This window comes from Methylomonas sp. EFPC1 (assembly GCF_016925515.1).
Classification (GTDB): domain Bacteria; phylum Pseudomonadota; class Gammaproteobacteria; order Methylococcales; family Methylomonadaceae; genus Methylomonas; species Methylomonas defluvii.
This window is the reverse complement of the sequence record NZ_CP070494.1, coordinates 2,708,017-2,729,809: the sequence shown is the minus strand read 5'-3', so window position 1 is coordinate 2,729,809 and position 21,793 is coordinate 2,708,017. Positions and strand designations below refer to the sequence as shown.

At 54.6% G+C, this 21,793-nt stretch carries 17 protein-coding genes; 2 read left to right on the top strand and 15 right to left on the bottom strand.

Features of this window, described 5'->3' with window-relative positions; all coding sequences use genetic code 11:
• Window positions 1–73 precede the first annotated feature (73 nt).
• Window positions 74–1,375, top strand: coding sequence for a porin (locus JWZ98_RS12700; RefSeq protein WP_101052238.1), 1,302 nt, complete (start codon window positions 74–76; stop codon window positions 1,373–1,375).
• Window positions 1,376–1,551: 176 nt separating this feature from the next.
• Here JWZ98_RS12700 and JWZ98_RS12695 read toward each other — a convergent pair whose 3' ends face one another.
• The 12 genes from JWZ98_RS12695 to JWZ98_RS12635 all read right to left on the bottom strand — a co-directional run bounded on the left by JWZ98_RS12695 (window position 1,552) and on the right by JWZ98_RS12635 (window position 16,680).
• The gene (locus tag JWZ98_RS12695; RefSeq protein WP_101052239.1) at window positions 1,552–2,262 is read right to left on the bottom strand and encodes a rhomboid family intramembrane serine protease; all 711 of its coding nucleotides are present in this window, start codon (window positions 2,260–2,262) and stop codon (window positions 1,552–1,554) included.
• A complete protein-coding gene (locus tag JWZ98_RS12690; protein ID WP_101052240.1) occupies window positions 2,259–2,666 on the bottom strand; it encodes a hypothetical protein in 408 nt (135 codons plus the stop codon). Before JWZ98_RS12690 ends, JWZ98_RS12695 begins: the two co-directional genes overlap by 4 nt.
• 220 nt (window positions 2,667–2,886) lie before the next feature.
• Window positions 2,887–4,368, bottom strand: a complete 1,482-nt coding sequence (locus tag JWZ98_RS12685; protein ID WP_205450316.1) for an efflux transporter outer membrane subunit — start codon at window positions 4,366–4,368, stop codon at window positions 2,887–2,889.
• Between the two features lie 10 nt (window positions 4,369–4,378).
• Entirely contained in the window at window positions 4,379–7,501 is a 3,123-nt protein-coding gene (locus JWZ98_RS12680) for an efflux RND transporter permease subunit (RefSeq protein ID WP_205450315.1), read from the bottom strand.
• Window positions 7,498–10,638: an MdtB/MuxB family multidrug efflux RND transporter permease subunit gene (locus JWZ98_RS12675; RefSeq protein WP_205450314.1), complete on the bottom strand. Its 3,141-nt coding sequence runs from the start codon at window positions 10,636–10,638 to the stop codon at window positions 7,498–7,500. The genes JWZ98_RS12680 and JWZ98_RS12675 overlap by 4 nt, the downstream gene beginning before the upstream one ends.
• A 3-nt stretch (window positions 10,639–10,641) precedes the next feature.
• Complete coding sequence (locus JWZ98_RS12670; protein ID WP_205450313.1) at window positions 10,642–11,913, bottom strand: MdtA/MuxA family multidrug efflux RND transporter periplasmic adaptor subunit; 1,272 nt, start codon at window positions 11,911–11,913, stop codon at window positions 10,642–10,644.
• Window positions 11,910–12,569 (bottom strand): CerR family C-terminal domain-containing protein, encoded by a 660-nt coding sequence (locus tag JWZ98_RS12665; RefSeq protein WP_205450312.1) that lies wholly within the window; start codon window positions 12,567–12,569, stop codon window positions 11,910–11,912. Before JWZ98_RS12665 ends, JWZ98_RS12670 begins: the two co-directional genes overlap by 4 nt.
• 309 nt (window positions 12,570–12,878) lie before the next feature.
• Entirely contained in the window at window positions 12,879–13,385 is a 507-nt protein-coding gene (locus JWZ98_RS12660) for a hypothetical protein (RefSeq protein ID WP_240347979.1), read from the bottom strand.
• Between the two features lie 7 nt (window positions 13,386–13,392).
• Window positions 13,393–14,154, bottom strand: coding sequence for a DNA adenine methylase (locus JWZ98_RS12655; RefSeq protein WP_205450311.1), 762 nt, complete (start codon window positions 14,152–14,154; stop codon window positions 13,393–13,395).
• Between the two features lie 284 nt (window positions 14,155–14,438).
• Complete coding sequence (locus JWZ98_RS12645; protein WP_026600485.1) at window positions 14,439–14,990, bottom strand: hypothetical protein; 552 nt, start codon at window positions 14,988–14,990, stop codon at window positions 14,439–14,441.
• 2 nt (window positions 14,991–14,992) lie between these two features.
• Complete coding sequence (locus JWZ98_RS12640; RefSeq protein WP_205450309.1) at window positions 14,993–15,499, bottom strand: hypothetical protein; 507 nt, start codon at window positions 15,497–15,499, stop codon at window positions 14,993–14,995.
• Between the two features lie 113 nt (window positions 15,500–15,612).
• Window positions 15,613–16,680 (bottom strand): IS630 family transposase, encoded by a 1,068-nt coding sequence (locus JWZ98_RS12635; RefSeq protein ID WP_205450279.1) that lies wholly within the window; start codon window positions 16,678–16,680, stop codon window positions 15,613–15,615.
• A gap of 98 nt (window positions 16,681–16,778) precedes the next feature.
• Between JWZ98_RS12635 and JWZ98_RS12630 the strand changes: the two genes are divergently transcribed.
• Window positions 16,779–18,338 carry a sulfatase-like hydrolase/transferase gene (locus JWZ98_RS12630; RefSeq protein ID WP_240347977.1) on the top strand — a complete coding sequence of 520 codons (1,560 nt, stop codon included), beginning with the start codon at window positions 16,779–16,781 and terminating at the stop codon, window positions 18,336–18,338.
• 420 nt (window positions 18,339–18,758) lie between these two features.
• Here JWZ98_RS12630 and JWZ98_RS12625 read toward each other — a convergent pair whose 3' ends face one another.
• The 3 genes from JWZ98_RS12625 to JWZ98_RS12615 are packed head-to-tail and all read right to left on the bottom strand — an operon-like array spanning window position 18,759 to window position 21,385.
• Entirely contained in the window at window positions 18,759–19,457 is a 699-nt protein-coding gene (locus tag JWZ98_RS12625) for an RNA ligase family protein (protein ID WP_205450308.1), read from the bottom strand.
• A gap of 3 nt (window positions 19,458–19,460) precedes the next feature.
• The gene (locus JWZ98_RS12620; RefSeq protein WP_205450307.1) at window positions 19,461–19,991 is read right to left on the bottom strand and encodes a hypothetical protein; all 531 of its coding nucleotides are present in this window, start codon (window positions 19,989–19,991) and stop codon (window positions 19,461–19,463) included.
• Window positions 19,988–21,385, bottom strand: coding sequence for a DUF3696 domain-containing protein (locus JWZ98_RS12615; protein ID WP_205450306.1), 1,398 nt, complete (start codon window positions 21,383–21,385; stop codon window positions 19,988–19,990). Before JWZ98_RS12615 ends, JWZ98_RS12620 begins: the two co-directional genes overlap by 4 nt.
• Between the last annotated feature and the right edge of the window lie 408 nt (window positions 21,386–21,793).

Sequence of the window (21,793 nt, the reverse complement as noted above, 5' to 3'; positions counted from 1 at the left end):
CCGGATTTTCCGGCTGGCGGGAACGCTTGCGCCCGAAAAACTTCGACGATTCATTTTCCGACAGGAGAACACCATGCCACACTCATCTTTCCGAACCCGCGAATGGCTGTATGCCGCACCGTTACTGTTGGCGATGTCGCCGTTGCCGGCCGAGGAACGCGCCGGTTTATTGAACGGCTTGTCGCTGATTAACGACTTACCCTGGATGAAAGCCGCCGGCTTGCGCGTCCACAGTTGGGCCGATGCCGGTATCGTTTACAACGCCAACGACCCCGGCGACGGCTACAACGGCCCCGTGGTGTTTGCCGACCGGGCCAACGAATTCAATCTGCACCAACTGGGCGGCGAATTAATCCGCGACGTCAATACCAGCGGCGACCATTGGGATGTCGGCGGCAAGCTGACCTTGATGTACGGCAGCGACGCCCGCTTCAATACCATCAACCCTTACGGCGGCGGCCATTGGGATAACCGTTTGATCGGTTCCGACGAGCGTTTTTACAAACTGGCGATCCCGAATGCGTACCTGGATATTTTTACGCCGATAGGCAAGGGCCTGACCACGCGCATCGGCCGGTTTTACACGATCATGGGGTACGAGACCGGTTTGTCGCCGGATAATTTTTTCTACACCCATCCTTATACCTTTCAATACGGCGAGCCGTTTACCCATTTCGGCATGACCACCACCTATCCGGTCCATCAAAATCTCAGTGTGACACTGGGGGCGGTGACCGGCGGCCACACCAAGCTAAACGGTGTACTGGACGGCAACGGCGCTTGGGACGGGTTCGATAAAAACATGGAAAACTGGAATTTTCTGGGCGGTGCGACCTGGACCAGCGACGATGCGGCGACCTCGTTCACCGCGACGCTGATTACCGGCGACGTCAACAGCGACAACAATCTGCGCGAATTTCAGCGCCAGACCGGTATTAATAAACGCGACAACCGCACGTTTTACAGCCTGGTATTCCAGCATAACTTCGCCGAGCGCTGGCATTACGTGCTGCAGCACGACCACGGCATCGAACAACAGCACCCGTTGAATAATTTCGCCGACGCCGAATGGTACGGCATTCATTCGCAATTGAAATACGACCTGTCCGATACCGTGGGCGTGGGCCTGCGCGGCGAATGGTTTAGGGATGACGACGGCGTTCGGGTGGGCCAAATGTGCCCCAGTTGCGCGGTGCTGGCGACCGGGCCGGCCAATTATTATGCGGCGACGCTAGGGGTAAACTGGAAGCCGGCGAAATGGTTGATGCTGCGGCCGGAAGCGCGCTACGACTGGTCGGAAGGCGTCGATGCTTACGACGAACGGAACAAGGACAGCCAGTTTATTTTTGGTGCCGACGTGGTGGTTACTTTTTAGGGGCTGTTGCCGTTTTTCAAACAACAGCTAAGCAAACGATGCCGCGACGGTTGTTTACGGACGAATACCGGAATAAATTCAAAGCCATCCTGTTATTAACCCGGCCCTTAAATACCGTTCGCCCTGGGCTTAGGCGAGCTCAGTCCGAACGGAATGCCCGAGATAAATAGGGCCGGTCAATAGTTTGGCAAAGGCTTGTCGGCTGTTTTTCGGGGTCTCAAACGGCAATAAACGATAGCCCCCAGCGCGCCCAGGGCATGACCGTAGTAATCGATCTTAAATTGCAGTTGCCCGTTTGCCTTCGATTCCATGCTGTGTCCGACGGACAGCCACACCAAAAATACGCTACAGATCAGTACCGCATACAGCCATTCTTTGGTGCTCAGACCTTCCTGGTCGGTGAAGTAAGCGGCAGCCAGACCGAATACGCCGCCGGAAATACCGCAGATCGCTATCGGCTCCGAGTAGAACAGGATTGAGGGGATAGAGGACAGGCTGGCTACCAGCAACACCATTAAAAATCGGCCAGAGCCGGCTTGTCGTTCGTAAGCCGCAGCGATGCCCAAGCCGGCTACATTGGTCAGGACATGTGGAAAGTTAATGTGGATAAATAAATGTGTAATGGCTTGCAGCGGCCATAAAATCGCCGCTGCCGAAATATTGTTTAATGCCAATAAACGATAAAGCTGTTCATCAACCTCATTAAAACCAAAGTCGCTGGTCACTAGAAAAATACTCAAAAACCACAAACCGGAAAACAACGCCGCCTTAATTTGCTTAAAATTTTCCAAGAAAGTGAGCGGGGCATCTTTCAGGCAGCTCGGTGACGGTCTGTAAAACAACAGCAGCGCGGTATAGCTTGCCGTTACGAAAAGAAACAATATCATTTGACGACGGCAATATTGCGTTCGATATGTTTTTGCGTGGCTTCGTCAAGCTTGGCTACTTTTTCCAAGCCTTTCAGCTGCGCTTTTATGTAGATATTTCGGCCGTTTTTAAGTGTAAATTTCATCGGTCTTTGCAGCATACCCTTGCCGATTTTGACGGTGGCAATTTCATTGAAGGCAAAAAAGTCGTCGCTGGCAAATTTCCCCAATAAGTTTAAGCGGTGAAAATGGATGCCTTTTTGAGTAACGGCAATGAAATATTGCTTCATGCTGAATACAGCCAGGGGGCCGATGATAAAAAACAACCAAAGCTTGAAAGGTTGCTGGGCGATGAAAAATCCGACTAGAGAATCGCCCGGCATTAAATTTTTCAGAATATGCGCCTTCGCCGCTTCTTTGTTCATTAAGATTCCTTGTGGTCAATGACTTAAATATTTGCGTGCATTCGACTGATGCCCGCCTTGGCCGGTTCTTAAAAGCTTAACGGCTAAACCGAACTGCCGATAAATGTAGTTCAAGCAAGAAGGGTGTCAACGGAAGGACGGGTGTTTGGCGCAGGACGCGCCCCGCTTCGCCAGTTCAGCCCGAAGCGAGTACCCGTGTTAAATAAGGCCGGGTTGATAATTAATCCACCAGCGGCAAAATCAAATAGTCGGTCCATTTGCGGTCGCCATCAGCTTCATCTTCAGTGGGAACCAAGGTTTCATTCCAGCCGCCGCCCAGCGCTTTGACCAATAACACGGAGGCCGACAAACGCTGCCCGAGCAATTGCACAGCGGTTTGTTGATTGGATAGCGCCGCGGTTTGCGCCGTTATCACGTTGATGTAGCTAACTGTGCCGGCTTGATATTGATTGTTGGTCAAGGCCAAGGCCTGTTTCGCAGCGGCGACGGCTTTGTCTTGCACTTGGGTTTCTTCATCCAGGATACGCAGCGCGGCCAGGTTATCTTCCACCTCTTGAAAGCCGGTCAGCACGGTTTGCCGATAGGCGGCGACGCTGGCATCGTAGGCGTCTATCGCCTGTTTATACTGGGCATTTTTGGCACCGCCGTCGAACAAGGTCAAGGCCAAGCCGGCCGGCCCCAAGGACCAATAGCGGCGGGCCATCGTGAACAAGGTGTCGGCAGTCGGCGACTGAAAACCGTTAGTCGAGGCCAGATTCAAAGTAGGGTAGTAAGCGGCTTTGGCGACACCGATTTGGGCGTTGGCGGCGGCGATTTTACGTTCGGCGGCGGCAATGTCCGGACGGCGTTCCAGCAATTCAGAGGGCAGGCTGACCGGAATGCCCGGCGGTTGTGCGGTTAAAGGTGCCGGCGCCAGCGACAACTCGGCAGGGGTTTTGCCTATCAGCACCGCGATGGCATGTTCCAGCTTGGCGCGCTGCACGCCCAGGTCGATGGACTGAGCGCGCACGGTTTCCAATTGCGTTTCCGCTTGCACCACATCGGCCTTGGCCACCACGCCCACGGCATAGCGGTTTTTGGTGATTTCCAGGGTTTTCGCAAACGCCGTTACCGTTTCGTCTAATAAGGCTTTCTGGGCGTCCAGGGTTTTCATTTGAAAGTAACTGTCCGCCAACGCCGATTGGCTGGACAGAATCAACGCATGCAAGGTCGCGGCACTGGCCTGTGCATTGCTGGTATTGGCTTCCACCTGGCGGCGCACACTGCCCCATAAATCAGGTTCCCAGGCCACGCCGACCGCCTGGCCGAACAGGTTGCGCACGCCACCCACCGCGACGTTCTGGCCGGTGGCGGCGCGGAAGCGGTTGAAGGTGCCGGTCAATGTCGCCACCGGCAGCAAGGACGATTGCACCGATTGCACCAGATGCTGGGCTTGCCGATATTGGGCTTCGGCCTGGATGATGGACTGGTTGGCGGCGGCAACTTGTTCTTCCAGTTCGTTCAGTTTGGGGTCGTTAAAAATTTCCCACCATTTGCCGGGCAAGCCGGTATCGCGCGGCTGGGCCTGCTTCCAGCCTTTCACTTCTTTAAATTCCTCGGAGATATTGGCTTGCGGACGCACATAATCCGGGCCTACCGTACAGGCAGCCAACGGCAAGGTCAGTAAGGAAGCAAGCAACGGTGGGTTTATTCTTAAACGCATGACTATCGGTTTAGATGGAATGTGGCGCTGGGCTAGCGGCGCGGTTGGAAAAGCGGCCGTGCATCCACAGCCGGAACCGGTCGAGGTACAAATAAACGACCGGCGTTGTATACAAAGTCAAAAGCTGGCTGAAAATCAGGCCTCCCACGATGGAAATACCAAGTGGTTGGCGCAATTCCGCGCCGTAACCGCTGCCCAAAGCCAGCGGCAAAGCGCCGAACAGTGCGGCCAGCGTGGTCATCAGGATGGGTCTGAAGCGCAGCATGCAGGCTTGAAAGATCGCTTCGCGCGAATCCAAACCGCGCTCGCGCTCAGCCAGCAGTGCAAAGTCTATCATCATGATCGCATTTTTCTTGACGATGCCGATCAGCAAAATCACGCCGATCAGCGCAATGATGCTGAACTCCTTTTCGCAAGCCATCAAGGCCAGCAAGGCGCCGACGCCGGCCGAGGGCAGGGTGGATAGTATCGTCAACGGATGTATCAGGCTTTCGTATAACACGCCCAGCACGATGTAAATGCTGATCAACGCGGCCAAAACCAGCCAGGGCTGGCTGCGCAAGGCTTCCTGAAACGCCTTACCCGAGCCTTGAAAGCTGCCGGTGATGGCGGCCGGCAAGCCGATGTCGCGCAAGGCCTGGTTGATAGCGGCATCGGCAGTGGACATCGATATGCCGGGCTTTAAATTAAACGATAATTCGGTCACCGCAAACTGGCCTTGGTGATGAACCGACAACGGTGCGTTGCTGGGTGCAAAGCCGGCCAGCGCCGACAGAGGTACTTGCTTGGGCTGTGCTTGCGTACCGTCGGTGCCGGTTCGACCCGGCGCGCTGATATACAGTTGTTTCAGGCTGTCCGGCGATTGCCAGTACTGCGGCGCCAGTTCCATCACCACCCGGTATTGATTCAACGGATTGTAAATCACCGACACCTGACGTTGCCCGAAGGCACTGTTCAGGCTGTTGTCGATCAAGGCCTGACTGACGCCGTAACGCGCGGCCAGATCGCGGTTGACGGTCAGGCCGATTTGTTCGCCCTTGTCCTGTTGACTGGTGCTGACGTCGCTCAATTCCGGCAACCGAGCCAGCGCGGCTTGTACCTTGGGTGTCCACGCTCGCAATAAATCAAGGTCGTCGGCCTGCAGGGTGTAATCCAGCATGCCGAACGACATGCGTCCGCCTATGCGCAGTTCCTGGGCCGGAAACATATGCAAACTGGCGCCGGGAACCCGGCCTGCGGCCTTGCGCAAGCGCTCCATTACCACCTCGACGCCGTCGCGTTGTTCGTGCGGAATCAAGGTGATGAAAATCCGCGCGCTGTTACTGCTTTGCGAACTGCCGGCAAAACCGGCGACATTGGCGACCGCCGGATCTTTTTGCAAAATCTCGGAGATTTGCGCAAATTGCTTTTGCAGGGTTTGGAACGAGGTGTTCTGATCGGTTTGAATTTCGCCCAACAAGCGGCCGCCGTCTTGGGTCGGGAAAAAACCTTTGTCGATGGCGCCGTATAAGTAAATGTTGAAAGCGATGGTTGCCAGCAATAAGCTCAGCATAATGCGGCCGTGGCGCAAGGCCCAGCTCAGGCTGATCCGGTAGATGTTCTGTATCCAATCGAAAGCTGCGCCTATGCCGTGATAGACGGCGCCATGTTCCTTGGATTCCTTACCCAGCCAGCGCGCGCAGAGCATGGGGGTGGTAGTTAGCGAGATCACCAGCGAGACCAGCACCGCTGCCGACAAGGTCACTGCAAACTCCCGAAACAGCCTACCCGGCACGCCGCCCATCAACAAAATTGGCAGGAACACCGCTACCAGCGACACGCTCATCGCCAATACGGTGAAGCCCACTTCTTTGGCTGCCAATAGCGCCGCGCGGAATGGCAGCACGCCTTCTTCGATATGCCGGTTGGTGTTTTCCACCACCACAATTGCATCGTCCACTACAAAACCGGTGGCGATGGTCAAGGCCATCAAGGTTAGGTTGTTGATACTAAAACCGCAGAAATACATCACCGCACAAGACCCCAGTAAGGAAGCAGGCACCGCGACGATGGGCACCGCCGCCGAGCGTGGATTACGCAGAAATACCAGCACCACCAGAATCACCAGTAACACGGCGACGAACAAGCCGTGTTCGACTTCTGTAATCGAGGCACGGATGGATAAGGATCTATCCACCACCGAGAGTTCGATATTGCTGGGCAGCGCTGCCCGCAAAGCGGGCATTACCGCCAGCACTTGATCGACGGTCTGAATCACATTCGCCAAGGGTTGTTTGCGGATAATCAACAGCACTGAAGGCTTGCCGTTTTTGGCACCGGTATTGCGCAAATCCTCGACGGAATCGACCGCTTCGCCCAGATCGGCAATCGTCACCGGCGCGCCGTTGCGATACGCAACAATCAACGGCAGATATTCCTCGGCTTTACGGGCCTGGTCGTTGGCTTGAATCTGCCAGCGGGTGTTGGCGCTTTCCAGTACGCCCTTGGGCCGGGTGACGTTGGTTTGGGCGATGGTGTTGCGCACGTCTTCCAGGCCAATGCCGTATTTACTCAGCGCGTTGGGGTTCAGTTCCACACGCACCGCCGGTAATGCCGCGCCGCCGATCTGTACCTGGCCGATGCCGGGGATTTGCGAAATTTTTTGCAGCAAAATCGTCGACGCGGAGTCGTACATCTGGCCGCGCGTAAAACTGTCCGAGGTCAGAGCCAGGATCAGAATCGGCGAATCCGACGGGTTGTCGCGCCGGTAGCTGGGCCGATTGGGCATATTGCTGGGCAACATGCTGGCGGCTGCGTTGATCGCGGCCTGTACGTCGCGGCAGGCGCCGTCGATGTCGCGGTTTAAATCGAATTGCAAGGTAATCTGCGTAGAGCCTTGGGAACTGCTGGAGGTCATTTCCGTAACCCCGGCGATCCGGCCGAGCGCGCGTTCCAGCGGCGTGGCGACCGTCGCGGCCATCGTCTCGGCGCTGGCACCGGGTATCTGCGCCTGTACCGATACGGTGGGAAAGTCCACTTGCGGCAGCGAGGAAATGGGTAGATTTAAAAACGCCAGCACGCCGCATAAGGCAATGGCTATGGTCAATAAGGTAGTGGCGACCGGGCGGCGGATGAATAATTCGGACAGGTTCATGGTTGGCTTGGGTCCTCTGCCGCTTGTTCCACTTGATTCAGCCCCAGACCGGCGTTAACCTGCCGCGCCAACCTGTCCATGGCCAGATAAATTACCGGCGTGGTGTACAGCGTCAACAATTGGCTGAGCAGTAAGCCGCCGACCATCGTGATACCCAGCGGATGGCGCAACTCGGAGCCGACGCCGCTACCCAACATCAACGGTAGCGCACCCAATAGCGCAGCCAAGGTGGTCATCAAAATCGGCCGAAAGCGCAACAAACAAGCCTGAAAAATGGCTTGCTCGGGTGGCAGATGTTGCTTCCGTTCCGCTTCCAGCGCAAAGTCTATCATCATGATCGCGTTCTTCTTGACGATGCCGATCAACAAAATGATGCCGATGATGCCGATGATGCCCAGGTCGCCGCCGGAGACTTGTAGCGCCAACAACGCGCCAACGCCGGCCGAGGGCAGGGTGGACAAGATCGTGATCGGATGGATATAGCTTTCGTACAGCACGCCCAGCACGATATACACCGTGACGATGGCAGCCAGGATTAGCCACAGCGTATTGCCTAGAGAAGCCTTAAAGGCTTGCGCGGCGCCCTGGTATTCGCTGCGGATGGCTAGCGGCAATTCGATCTCGCTTTTAGCGGCATCGACGGCGGCGACCGCATCACCCAGCGCATAACCGGGTGCCAGATTGAAGGACACCGTCGTGACCGGGAACTGGTCCAGATGGCTGATCGCCAATGTGGTCGGCCGCTCCGACAGTTCGGCGATGGCCGACAACGGTACTTGGGTGCCGTTGGTGGATGGTATGCGCAATTCGTTCAAGGCTTGCGGACCGGTCTGCTCGGCCGGATCGACTTCCAATACCACCCGATACTGATTGGCCTGGGTGAAGATGGTCGAGACCAGACGTTGGCCGTAAGCGCTGTATAAGGCGTTGTCCACAGCTGCGGTACTGACACCAAGCCGGCTGGCGGTGGCGCGGTCGATCTTCACAAACACTTGGCGACCTTGGTCCTGCACGTCGCTGACCACGTCGGCAAATTCGGGCCGGCCGTGCAAGGCATCTACCAGCTTGCCGGTCCATCGGTTCAAATCATCGATGTCGGCGCCTTCCAGGGTAAATTGGTATTGGGTGCGGCTGACCCGGTTTTCCATCGTTAAATCCTGCACCGGTTGCAGGTATAACACGCTGCCGGGCGATTCGGCCAAACGGGTTTTCAAGCGGGCGATAATTTCGTTAGCCGATGGGCGTTGATCGTGCGGCTTTAAGTTGATCAAAAACCGGCCGCTATTGGGCGTGGCGTTGACGCCATCGACGCCGATAAATGACGACAGACTTTCCACGGCCGGATCTTCAAGTATCAATTTGGCCAGCTTTTGCTGTTGCTCGGCCATGGCCGGAAACGACACGTTTTGCGGCGCTTCGGAAAAGCCTTGAATGATGCCGGTATCCTGGCTGGGGAAAAAGCCTTTCGGTATCCAGATATACATCGCCGCGGTCAATGCCACAGTCACAAAAAACACCAGCAAGGTCGCCGTTTGCCGTTGCATCACCCAACTCAGGCTGCGGCCGTAGGTCTTGATCAAGCGGCCGAACCAGTCGTCGCCGATTTCGTCTTCGCTATGGTTGCCGGCGCCGGGGCGCAGCAGTTTGGCGCACATCATCGGCGTCAGGGTCAATGACACCACCGCCGAAATCAAGATCGCTACCGCCAGCGTAATCGCAAATTCTCGGAATAAACGGCCCACCACATCCGACATGAACAGCAGTGGAATCAATACCGCCACCAGCGAAAAAGTCAGCGAAATAATGGTAAAGCCAATCTGCGCCGAACCTTTCAATGCGGCTTGCAACGGCGCTTCGCCGCGCTCGATATAGCGGGAAATGTTTTCGATGACCACGATGGCATCGTCCACCACAAAGCCGGTGGCGATGGTCAGTGCCATCAGGGTTAAATTGTTGATGCTGAAATCGGCCAGATACATCGCCGCAAAGGTGCCTACTAAAGACAGCGGCACCGCAACGCCGGGAATGATGGTGGCCGGGATATTGCGCAGAAACAGGAAGATCACCATCACTACCAGCGCCACGGCCAGTAATAGTTCGAATTGCACGTCGTGTACCGAGGCGCGAATCGTTACGGTGCGGTCGGTTAATGGCGTGACCTCTATGCCGGGCGGCAGCGAGGCTTGCAGTTTGGGCAGCAGTTCCTGAATGCTATCCACCACCTCGATCACATTGGCGCCGGGCTGGCGCTGGATGTTGACGATGACCGCCGCATTGTCGTTGGCCCAGGCGGCCAGACGCACGTTCTCGGCACCATCGACCACTTCGGCGACGTCCGCCAATTTGACCGGCGCGGCATTTTTGTAAGCCACCACCAACTCGCGGTATTCGGCCGGTGAGCGCAATTGATCGTTGCTGTCTATCGTCGCGGCGCGGCTTGGGCCGTTGATCGAGCCTTTGGGTTGGTTGACGTTGGCGGCGGCAATCGCGCTGCGCAGGTCTTCCAGGCTGATGCCGTAAGCGGCCAGCGCTTTGTGGTTGGCCTGGATGCGTACCGCCGGCCGTTGGCCGCCGCTGATGCTGACCATGCCGACGCCGGGCAATTGGGCAATTTTTTGCGCCAGCCGGGTATCGACCAAATCTTCTACCTTAAATAGGGGCAGAGATTGGGCGCTGACCGCCAGCGTCATGATGGGGGTATCGGCCGGATTCACCTTGCTGTAGATGGGTGCTTGAGGCAAATCGTCGGGTAGAAAGTTGGCGGCGGCGTTGATCGCGGCTTGTACGGTTTGCTCGGCAACGTCCAGGTCCAAGTGCAAGTTAAACTGCAAGGTAATCACCGACGCGCCGCCGGAACTGGTGGAGCTCATTTGCGTCAAGCCCGGCATTTGTCCGAATTGGCGTTCCAGCGGCGCGGTAACGATGGAGGTCATCACTTCCGGGCTGGCGCCAGGGTACAGCGTGGTGACCTGGATGGTCGGATAATCGACCTGCAGCAGCGCCGAGACCGGTAATAGCCGATAAGCCAGTATCCCCACCAACAATAAAGCCACCATCAACAAGGAGGTGGCGACTGGCCGCAGAATGAATAGGCGCGAAGGATTGAAGCCGGCCTTGCCCGGATCGCTGAGACTCATGACTTATCCGCGCCGCCGGCGTCTGCCGGATTCGTCATTGGGTTTGGGTTGCAACTCGGGTTTGGCGGCGACTGCTTGGCCGTCTTTCTCGGCCACATCCACCACCGCGCCGTCCTTGACCCGGTCGATGCCAGTGAGGATGAGTTGTTCTCCCGGTGCCAGATTATGTTCGATAGCCACTTTTTCGCCTTCGCTGGGGCCGGGTTCGACGCGCCGCAGGTGGGCAATATTTTCGGCATCGACCACATACACAAACGCACCCTGGGTATCGTGTTGCAAGGCGCTGCTGGGTATCTGTGTAACGCCGTGCAAGGTATCCAGATGCATGCGCACGTTAACAAATTGATTGGCGAATAGGGTTTGCTCGAGATTGTCGAATTGCGCCTTAAGTTTAATGGTGCCGGTAGTCGGGTCGATTTGATTGTCCAGCGCGGTGAGTTTGCCTTCGGCCAATTTCAGTTTGCCGCCCCGGTCGTAGGCTTCTATTTTAATGGCCTGGCCGTCACGATAGCGCTTTACCACCTCCGGCAACTTGTCCTCGGGTAGCGTGAACACCACGCTGATTGGTTGTAATTGAGTGATCACGACGAGGCCGTTGGCGTCGTTAGCCCTGACGATATTGCCTTGGTCCACTTGCCGTAAGCCCACCCGTCCGGAAATCGGTGCGGTTAGCTTGGCATAACCAAGTTGCAACTTGGCGCTATCGACCAGGGCCTGATCCATCTCGACATTGCCGCGATATTGTTTGACCTGCGATTCTTGGGTGACGGTTTGTTGGGCGGCAATCGAATCCTGTTCCAGCAGGGTTTGATAGCGGCTCCGGTCCAACTCGGCGTTTTGCAACAAGGCCTGGTCGCGGGTCAGCTGGCCTTGGGCTTGCTGCAATTGCACCTGAAACGGCCGCGGGTCGATTTCCGCCAGCAGATCGCCGGCCTTGACCATTTGGCCCTCGCTGAATGCCACTTTCACCAATTCGCCGTCCACGCGCGGTTTGACGGTGACGGTGCGCAAGGCGGTGACGGTGCCGAGCGCGTTCAGATAAACCGGAAAATCGCCGCTGCTGGCTGACTGGGTAGCGACGACCGCAGGAGCATCTGGTTGTTCAAAAAAGCGCCGGCCTTTGCCGCCACCGCGCTCGGCTTTAGTATCCGGGGCGGCTTCGCTGTGCTGAAAATAGACGCCGGCGCTGGCCAGGCTCACCACTAATAGTGCGCCGGTCCACAACCAGGGCCGGCGCTTGCTCGACGAGGGTAAATCGGAAATTTGTGGGTTCATGCTTGGATGCGTTTAGGTAAGGTTTGCGAGCGGATGGCACGGATGCCGGCCAGCGAAAAGTCCACCACATGTTCGGCGAAGGCACCGATGTCGCTCATGTCGCTGGGCAGGGCGCGCTGCGGCCGGGCTTGTTGCGTTTGTTTCAGGCGCAGCAATTGAAAACATTGGCCCATGATGCTGGCGTGGCAATATTGCAATTGTTGTTCGCTGGCGTCCTGGCCCAGGCATTCGCGCAGCAAACCGAACATTTGCTGGCGCTGCGGATTGATTTCCTTTTCCAGAATGTCGGCCAGCAAGCGGGTCGGCTGCGCCATTTCCTTGTGAATGATGGCAAACGAATAAGATTCGTCGTCGGCCAGGCGGCGGATTAGCGATTTTATGCGCCCGGCCAACCGTTGCTCTACCGGCGCCTGCCGAGGCACGCCGCCGTCGGGCGGATGCTGGCCTAACTCATGATTGAAAGCATGCCGCCAAGCTTCCAGATACAGAGTTTGCTTATCGCCAAAGTGATAATTCACCGAGGCAATATTGGCTTGGGCCTGCTCGCAAATCTCGGCGATGGTCGCGTCCTGATAGCCTTTCTCGGCAAAGATGCGGCCGGCGGCATTCAACAATCGCTCGCGAGTTTTCTCCGACTTGGTTTTTAGGTCAGTCATGCGTAGTACTGGAACTATGAGAGATAAATGTGAAATTGCTAATTCAAATACGCATTTAACAAAGCACGCTACATGCCAACTTTTGGAATGTGGCGTTTTAGAGGGTCTAGCCGCGATTGCTGCGTAGGATTGTTTGAAATTCAGCAGCGATTGGCTGCGGGGTGTTGATGGCGGGGCAGAACCCACTTGTTGCTGAGGCGCCCGCTCAGCGCTCGCCAGCATCGAAAGTTTATTGGGATTTCTAAGTCAGCCTGTTTGCGCTGAGATTGAGGCACCGGCCTTCCGCCAGTGCCTCAATTGTTGATCTGCTTATCGCGAAGCTTTGGTGATGCCGATGGCTTTACGCAGATCGCCTAAGGTCACCACACGCGGACCGTGCAAGGCAGCAATCTGTCCAACATCCAATTTAAGCCGTTGAACATTTTCATACAGATTCAACGAATAAGGGTTCACAGATGTGGGCGCCGGCGCGTTTGCGGCTTGCGGGGTGTAGGCGTCGGCCTCGATCAATATCTTTTCCTTGGGCAAATACACCGCAACGAAGGCATCGTTGTGGCTATTCCCGGATAAAGCATGAATTTCGATATTACGTTTGCCGTCAGAAATCACCTGCTTGCCGGCAAAGCTGAGGAAGTTTGGCGCTTTTTTGGATTTCTCCAGATTGTCGGGGTTAATGCTATGCGGTGCAGCCCAGACTTTCTCGTAATAGGCCTGATTGGGCTGATGGGAGTAAAGCGCGTTTGAATTCCGGACAAAAAGCGTTTGAATTCCGGACGGGGAATAAACGCATATTTGGCTTGAATTCAGGACAGGCAATAAACACTCAATAATTCCTAATTATCAGCTCGCGAGCGGGCTTTCTCCGGCCGCCGCCACCGACGGTATAATCGATGTCGACAGACTCGATCATCAGCTCGCGAAACACCTCGCGCATTTCCGGAATATCATTGACCGAGACAATCATCTTGCCCTTGATAGACTTAGCCAGACCGGCCATCTTTTCATACTCATCAAACGCAAACCCAACACCATAACCCTCTGTCTCCCAATAGGGTGGATCAAGGTAAAAAAGGGTATGAGGCCGATCATAACGCCTAATGCAATCATCCCAGGTCACGTGCTCAATATAGGCCCGCGACAACCGCAAGTGCGCAGCCGACAACTCCTCTTCAATCCGCAGCAAATTCAACCGAGGAGCACTGGTAGTTGCGGTGCCAAAGGTTTGATTAGCCACCTTACCGCCAAAGGCTAGCTTTTGCAGATAGTAAAACCTCGCGGCACGCTGAATGTCTGTCAACGTTTCAGGCGGAGACTCACGCAACCAAGCATAAATCTGTCGACTAACCAAAGCCCATTTAAACTGCCTTACAAACTCCTCCAAATGATGTTTAACCACCCTGTAAAGGTTCACCAATTCGCCGTTGATGTCATTCAATACTTCGACATCGGACGGTTGTTTCATAAAAAACAAAGCCGCGCCGCCGGCAAACGGCTCGACGTAGCATTCGTGATCGGGAAACAAAGGCAGAATAGTCTTAGCCAGGCGGCGTTTTCCGCCCACCCATGGAATAATTGGTTTTGACATGAGGCACCTCTTTACATGGCGCTCGAGGCGCGCTAGTGAGAGGCTCGACGGCCTTCAAATCATTCAGCGTTCCGCACCGGGAACATTTAATAGCCAAGCGAATAAACTCTGCCTCAGCCAATTTTCTACCGCAACAACCGCAACGTACAATTTCCATAAAAAGCCACTTTGAACTAGGCTTGACACGCTGTGTACACGGCGCGGTGCCAAGGCCAGAAGCAGCTCGCTCTGCGGATGGTGGCCGGCGATGGTGTTAGCGCACCATCGCCGGTCGCACCGTTTAATCACTCACCGAACACAGCTGGCCAGTTGGACAATACGTCATAATTCGATAAATCGGCAGCCGTTTGGATAGCGGCCTTATGCGCCTGACTAGCTGCAAACACCATGGCCTGTTGCAGCCCCGCGCTACTCACCAAATCAAACGCCACTTGCACGGTAATCGTCACGGACGATCCATCCATGGTGGACCACTGCACTGGTTGTCCACCAATCGTGATGTCATCGTTCATAGTGCCGCCGGCCGACAACACATCACGCGCTTTGTCTTTCAGGCCTAAATGCTGAGTCAGACTAAATTCATCCGAATGAAACCACTTGGCAACACCGCCAATTTGCACCGGAAACCCGGACCGCCAAAGTCGTGCCCGTTCGATGTCTACAGACGCAAACAATTGATCTCGTATAATCGACATTGACAACGGCTGCGGCAAAAACAGCCCACCAACAAACTGATCGCCAATATTTGCCGTATTGGATTCCACAAATCCGCCAATAGCGGCCTCGGATTCCACGACGTTAACTACCACCCCATTATTAATTTCAGCCAGCCTCATTGCTACTCCACCCATTCCGCTATAAACAATCCCGCCGAACCATTGCCACCGCCGCTGCCTAGCCCTATGCCGGCACCGCCGCCAGCGCCAAACCCGCTTGCATCGCTGCCCACTCCGACGCCTGTTTGCCCGCCGATACCCGCAACACCAAATGGCGTTGAACCACCATTTGGACCCACACCAATTGACACCGATGACACCGCAAAACCAAGGGCAGGAGCAATCTGAAATATATTTTTATGAGGCAGCGCCAGCGCAGCTGCATTCGCCACGCCTTGGAGCTGCCCGCCGTTGATCACTGCTGTTGTCGTGCCTAGGCCGCCAATGCCACCGCCAGCTGAATAAACTACACCGTTTATTGTTATCGTGGTGGCAATACCGGTGCCACCATTGGCCCCAGGTCCGCCGCCTGCGCCAGCCGCACCAATCACCACCGCGTAATTGGTACTAGGCTGTAGGCCGGCGATTAGGAACTCGATAGCAGCACCCGCACCGCCGCCCTGAGCCAAGGTAAATGCGGCATCCGATCCGCCACCGCCACCGCCACCACCAACCAGAGTCAGTTTAAAAACCGTTGAGGGGGTAATGTTGGCTGACGTTAAAAAATTGCCGCTGCTAGTGCTTAATTCCGTAAGTTAGCGATAGTATTTCGTAATTGCGCACCGCGGACCTCGCGTTTCCGCCATCGAAAAGGTGTAGCCGTTGGATTGTAAGCGGCAATAAAGTCTTCAATCGCTTGCCGCAGGGCTGCGATGTTTTGGAAACTGGCGCCGCGTAAAGCTTTGCGCGACAGGATGCCAAACCAGATTTCCACCTGATTCAGCCAACTGGCTGAGGTGGGCGTAAAGTGGAAATGGACATTCGGATGCTGAGCCAGCCAGGCGTCGCATTTTTTGTGGGTACAGTAATTGTCCAGAATCACATGCAACTCTTGGCCAGCCGGCGTCTCGGCAACAATCGTGTCCATGAACCCGAGAAAATCTTCACGCCGCTTCGTTTCGGTTATCTGGGCGATGATGTTACCGGTTGCGACCTGCAGAGCTGCAAACAAATTCAGTGTCCCATGACGCTTATAGGTGCTCTGGAATCCGCGCGCGATCTTGCCACTGTCGGTTTCAACGTACCCGGTCATTCGTTCCAGCGCTTGGATACTGGGTTTTTCGTCGACACTGATGACTAAGGCATTCTCGGGCGGACTCAAATACAAGCCAACAATGTCCGCCGCCTTTACCGCAAATTCTTTGTCGGTACTGACGCACCAGGATCGCTGTCGTTGCAGACAAATCCCTTCCTTACGGAGCACGCGCCAAACCGCGTAAACCGAACTATCCAGGGCCCTAGCTACAGCGGGACCATCCCAGACGGCTTGTCCCTTTGGCGGTGGCAGTTCAAGGATTGCCAAGACACGCTGTCGAAAATGCTCATCATACGTCTTCGGTGCGCCCGGCCGAGGTTCGTCTGACAGCCCCAAAAGCCCCTGAGCCATAAAGCGGTTTCGCCACTTGATGACTGTATTGGCTCGCGTTCGGCATTGCGCGGCAACCGCTTGGACTTGCGCGCCATCCAGACAGCCCAGAATCATTCGGGCTCGCTCGACCATTCGAGCTTCTTCCGTTCGGCTCGCTGCGCGCCGCTCTAACTCTGCCCGTACTTCCGCGGAACACTCAATTTTTGGGGCTACTCGTGACATCCCTACAAGATTACATTATTAGCGCTTAATAACGCAACTAAGCACTAGGCGATAACAGGATTTTTAATTCTCACCGGACTGATCACCTCGCAACCGGTTTGAATGGTTTTGCGGTGATTTATGTATTGACGGCGTTGCTTATCCCCAATCGCCTAAGCTCGGTCACTTTGGCGGCTTTTGCTTACCTGCCGTTGGAAGCGCTATTGCTTGGATTGGCGCTGCTGGTGTCGGGCCGGGTAGGCTCACTGATTCGATTATGCGCCGCCGGCCTGCTGGCGACGGGGATCATCTTTAAAATGGCCGACATCGCTGCATACCAGGTTTTCGACCGGCCATTCAATCCGGTCCTGGATTCCCGCTTTCCGGCGGACGGCATGAATCTGCTGCAAGGCGCCATTGGCCAAATTGGCGCCATCGTCGTTGCGGGTTTGCTCATCGCCTTGTTGCTTAGTATCTTTTGGTTGACCAACGCTTTGCTGCGCCGGGTACAAACACTGCTGCAAAGCTCGGCGAAAATTAGCGGCACAGGTTTAGTAGCCGGCCTTCTGGTGTGGAGCGCTTCCGCCTTCGCGGATTGGTCATACGCCAGCAAACCGTTTTACGACCTAATGGCCAAGCACGTTGCCAGCATCCGTAGCGGCATGGCCGATCTGGAAAGTTTCAACAACGTCGTCGATAGCGACCCTTATGCCGCCGTGCCGGACAACGCATTGTTCGAGAAATTGAAAGGAAAGGATGTGCTGGTGGTGTTCATCGAATCGTATGGCCGGACCGTGCTGGACAGGGCAGACTACGCCGCGCATATCCGGCCATTGCTACAACAAAGTAGCGCCGATCTGGCCGCAAACGGTTTGTCGGCGCGCAGCGCTTACCTGACCTCGCCGACGTACGGCGGCATCAGCTGGCTGGCGCATGGCACCCTGATGTCGGGATTATGGATCAATAGCCAGATCCGCTACGACCGCTTGGTGATGAGTCAACGCCCGTCGTTGAATCGCCTGTTCCACCGGGCTGGCTGGCGCACCGTGGCGGTACAACCGGCGCATACTATGGCTTGGCCGCAAGGCGAATACTTCGGTTACGACCGCATCTATGCCGCACAGGATTTGGGCTACAAAGGCCAAACTTTCAACTGGATCACCATGCCCGACCAATACACGCTGTCGGCCCTGCAAGCCTTGGAACGCAAACCCGGCGCCCGGCAACCGCTGATGGCCGAGCTGGCCTTGATTTCCTCGCATGCACCGTGGACGCCGTTGCCTGAATTGGTGAACTGGGACCAGGTCGGCGATGGCAGCATTTTCAATCAAGCCCGCGTCGGCGATACCCCGGAAGTCGTTTGGCAAAACACCGAGCGCATCCGCGAACAATATCGAAAATCCATCGGATATGCCCTGGCTAATATCGTCTCTTACGCGGTTAACTATGGTGACGACAACCTGGTGATTCTGGTGCTGGGCGACCACCAACCGGCGCCGTTTGTGACCGGCGAATCGGATAGCCACGACGTGCTGGTGCATTTGATTAGTCGCGATAGCAAGGTGATGGATGCAATAAAGGATTGGCAATGGACCGACGGCATGCTGCCGGCCAGCGATGCGCTCGTGCTGGGCATGGATAAGTTACGGGAGCGGTTTATCGCGGCGTTTTCCCGATAAATCTTGGTTCCTGGTTTTGTGCAAGGTTTTGGCGTTGTTGCGCTGAGGTAGAGTTTTTGGTCTGGACCTGCTGGTGCCGACCCGTTATTCCGCTCAAGGCTTTACCCCCCAAGAGGTATTCATACGGCAGAAAAGGCAGCAGCTTCATTTTGGCAACTGCTTATAGATACTTTCTTTGGCCCGCCAGGGTCAAGGGTTGTGCCGCAGAAACGCCGGCGGTATTACCCGCGCTTAGTGGATATACGCATTAATGCCTTCGACATAGGTTTGCAAGGTTAGGCATTGAGCAGCAGGCTAGGTCCTCTGGCGGTTCTGGAAAGTGGATATGTGCGCTGCTTACGATTCAACTTAAGTGCTGAGGGCGCCAAACTGCAAGAAACCTTTATTGTCACTGGTTTCGTAAGGGTAAATTGTAGTGGCTTACTCTGCAGTTTCTGGTGAATAGTTAATACGGTTCCACTCAATTGAACGCTTACGCCAGTGTGTATCAATTGCCTGAGTGAAGTCAGGCCTCACCAACTTGGCACGAACTTCACACCATTCCGAAGATTCACGGCGAATCACCAGCCCTTCCAGGGGGCCGGATCGATAATTACTGGAGGCGGTCACGACTAACCGTTTGAGTTCGGAAATCGAGGTTTTACCATAAAACACTTGCGGTACCGTTACCAAACCGGCTTCGTTTGCCAACTTATTACGACGAGAGGAACTCCAAAACCGGCCAACGCTTTTGTCGTACACATCAAACAAAAGCAACCAATCCGGCAGCGCTGCATAGTCTAGAGAGTGGCGCGCGGCACACCATTCGCCAAATAAGATTAAGTGCGGTTTTATCACTGCGTGTAATGCCTCGCCATGTTGCGTCAGCCAATCGGGCAAGCGCGAAAACTGGCCAGAATTAGGCTCAGCAAGATACTGGCCTCGATTTTGCGCTTGCAGTTGGCCGTCGGCATCAAGCGACAACCCCAGATTGGCACCATCAAGCTTCTCTTCAACTATCACAACACCTGCAAGCAATGACTTGACCTCAGCGGTGGAGAACACCTTGTTACCGCGTGGCAAACCTTGACTCAGCCAAGCAAGGTGAGGAGTATGGGGATAGCGGAAAAAGTCTGTCACGACTCAGACCGGCAACGCAGGCAACGGATTGTCTGGGAATTTCTTGCTATAAAACCCGCAAGTGTCGTCCGGACACAAAAATTCGACTCTAACTCCTTTTGCCTGCAGGCTGGGCCACCAGTCCAGCCATTTGCAATCAGCTGCCTGCCACACTGGTGGTTTCTCTGGGTGGGCATTGGCTGCAGCCGCAAATTTGCGATCAGGCGCATCAAAGGCCAGTTCCAGTGATGGGTCGGGAAATTCCGCAAAACAGTCATTCGCGATTTCTGTTAGCGTTACAAATTCCACTCTTGCAACATTACCTTGGTTTTGTAACAGCCATTTTAAAAACACATCGCCCACACCCTTGGGTTGATTCGGATGTGTTTTGTTCTGATATTCTCCAAGGATTCTGAAGTCATCATCGATTACAGTTACGCCCGACTTTTGCATGGCCTGCAGGCGTTGTATGCACTCTACCTGACAGTTCACCGACACATCATCATGTTGCCCATTCGCGACTAGCAAAACATTGGTATCAATCACCGCCTTCATTGCATGCAGCCCTGCTGATTAAGTTCTTTTTTGCGTTGCATCGCCGCCAAGGTGCGGCCTGCAATGTCAGCCATCTCGTCACCAAAAAAGTTTTCCGGCCAGTTTTCAATCTCTCCAAACATATTAAGGCGTAGTGGCTCCAGTTCTGTCGCAGCACCGGCTCGGCGGCAGAAATACACCGCTACATCGTCAGGAGAAACCGAACCGTCTGCCACTCGCCGTTGCAGGCGATTGAGAAAATGCTCTGAATGACTCTCGACGATCAATTGAACATTGCGCTCTTTGCCGTTTTCACGGGCTTGTGTTGCGGAGATAAAAACGTCGGCTAATTCGGCTTGCACCTGTGGATGTAAGTGAATTTCCGGTTGTTCCATCCAAATCGTCGAATTGGGAGTGCAATAGAAAGCCTGTACCAGAGCGGGTAAAACCTGCGATACGCCAAAACCCACATCCGTGATTTTGACTTCGCTGGCTGTGGCATGGGTTTTAACCAGTACTTCATATTCTTTTCGACCTTCCGCCACGGGTTTGACGGAAAAACTTTCAATGATCCCTAAGTCTTTAAGCCATTGAGCGATAAACTCATCAAAGCGCGCTAAATGCTTTTTAGGTCCACGGTTAATTTTTCTATCCTGCGCACTGGCGGCCAGAATGGCCGCAATCGCAAACTCCCCCTTTTGTCCTACGCTCTCCGGTGTTTCTCCCGACCATGAATAAATGCGTTTTGGATGATCACGTAAGGGCCCTAGGTAGTACACGCTATTGAGCGCCGCTTCCGTACTCAAGGCAAAATCCGACAAAAATTCCGCATTTTGGAAACGGGCTCGGCTTTGGTCGGAAATGCGGTAAAACTTGTCGGGATCATCCAACGGCCAGCTTCTTCCCGTGTTACGCACAAACTTATATTCGCTTGAAGAAATATCGAGTTTGTTTTTTTCGTCGCGCGAGTATTTAACTGCCAGCTGATTTTCGTTGTTACGCAAGAGTTGATACATCAACTCATCAACTCTTGGTTGCTCTTTCGCAGAGGCCGAAAGTTTGACAGCCAACCGCAATTCATCTCCCGCGAATTTATTCTGGGTGAGCGGGTCACGCGCCCCCAGCTCTTTGCCCGGTATTTTCCATCCTAGTTCGAATGCCAAGGTGTTCGTTAAGTCATGGTTATGAAGGCATTCGGCGAACGTTCCCAGATCAATTAGGGCGTTTTCATCGCCCAAGTGAAGAGGCCGTTTCCGGTCGGCAGATAACGTAGTTTGCTTAAGCGCAAGCAATAGATGACCCAAGCTACTCTTGCCCGCGCTGTTGGCTCCGAAGATCACAGTCAGTGGTGCAAGACGAATGGGACCAGTATCCTTCCAAGCCTTGAAGTTTTTGATATGCAAATGGGTCAGCATTTGTGCAATTTCCTGTTCTTATATTTGTCCTATGCTTCCAAAGCGGTAAAGGAATGGTCGCTTTTAAATGTGCAAAAACTCAAGCTAATCGCACTTAATAATCGGAACGACAGCTTATTGATCCTTGCTTGTCATTGCAAATTAATTCATATCCACAGTTAAGGGTCGATTATGACAGTTCGCTACTCTCAAAAGCCGACATTTTTTTACTGGTTGAATCGTATATGAATCGGTGCCCGATTTACCTTGGAACTGGCTAGTTGATGTCGCCAACTCAGTTGCAGACATGCCCCTCATTTAGGTTCTAAGAACCCAATCCACTCGGTTTTTTTCAATATTTGTGTCACCCAACAACCGCCTGGTAAGGTCGTTTCATGGCCAAAGCGTCGAATACGTTGGCTAAGGCGA

Coding starts and splice junctions, on each gene's coding strand:
- JWZ98_RS12620 (WP_205450307.1), bottom strand. CDS start 19,991: ATGAAGGCGGTGATTGATACCAATGTTTTGCTAGTCGCGAATGGGCAA.
- JWZ98_RS12695 (WP_101052239.1), bottom strand. CDS start 2,262: ATGATATTGTTTCTTTTCGTAACGGCAAGCTATACCGCGCTGCTGTTG.
- JWZ98_RS12615 (WP_205450306.1), bottom strand. CDS start 21,385: ATGCTGACCCATTTGCATATCAAAAACTTCAAGGCTTGGAAGGATACT.
- JWZ98_RS12670 (WP_205450313.1), bottom strand. CDS start 11,913: ATGAACCCACAAATTTCCGATTTACCCTCGTCGAGCAAGCGCCGGCCC.
- JWZ98_RS12690 (WP_101052240.1), bottom strand. CDS start 2,666: ATGAACAAAGAAGCGGCGAAGGCGCATATTCTGAAAAATTTAATGCCG.
- JWZ98_RS12675 (WP_205450314.1), bottom strand. CDS start 10,638: ATGAGTCTCAGCGATCCGGGCAAGGCCGGCTTCAATCCTTCGCGCCTA.
- JWZ98_RS12700 (WP_101052238.1), top strand. CDS start 74: ATGCCACACTCATCTTTCCGAACCCGCGAATGGCTGTATGCCGCACCG.
- JWZ98_RS12635 (WP_205450279.1), bottom strand. CDS start 16,680: ATGTCACGAGTAGCCCCAAAAATTGAGTGTTCCGCGGAAGTACGGGCA.
- JWZ98_RS12680 (WP_205450315.1), bottom strand. CDS start 7,501: ATGAACCTGTCCGAATTATTCATCCGCCGCCCGGTCGCCACTACCTTA.
- JWZ98_RS12655 (WP_205450311.1), bottom strand. CDS start 14,154: ATGTCAAAACCAATTATTCCATGGGTGGGCGGAAAACGCCGCCTGGCT.
- JWZ98_RS12645 (WP_026600485.1), bottom strand. CDS start 14,990: ATGAGGCTGGCTGAAATTAATAATGGGGTGGTAGTTAACGTCGTGGAA.
- JWZ98_RS12665 (WP_205450312.1), bottom strand. CDS start 12,569: ATGACTGACCTAAAAACCAAGTCGGAGAAAACTCGCGAGCGATTGTTG.
- JWZ98_RS12685 (WP_205450316.1), bottom strand. CDS start 4,368: ATGCGTTTAAGAATAAACCCACCGTTGCTTGCTTCCTTACTGACCTTG.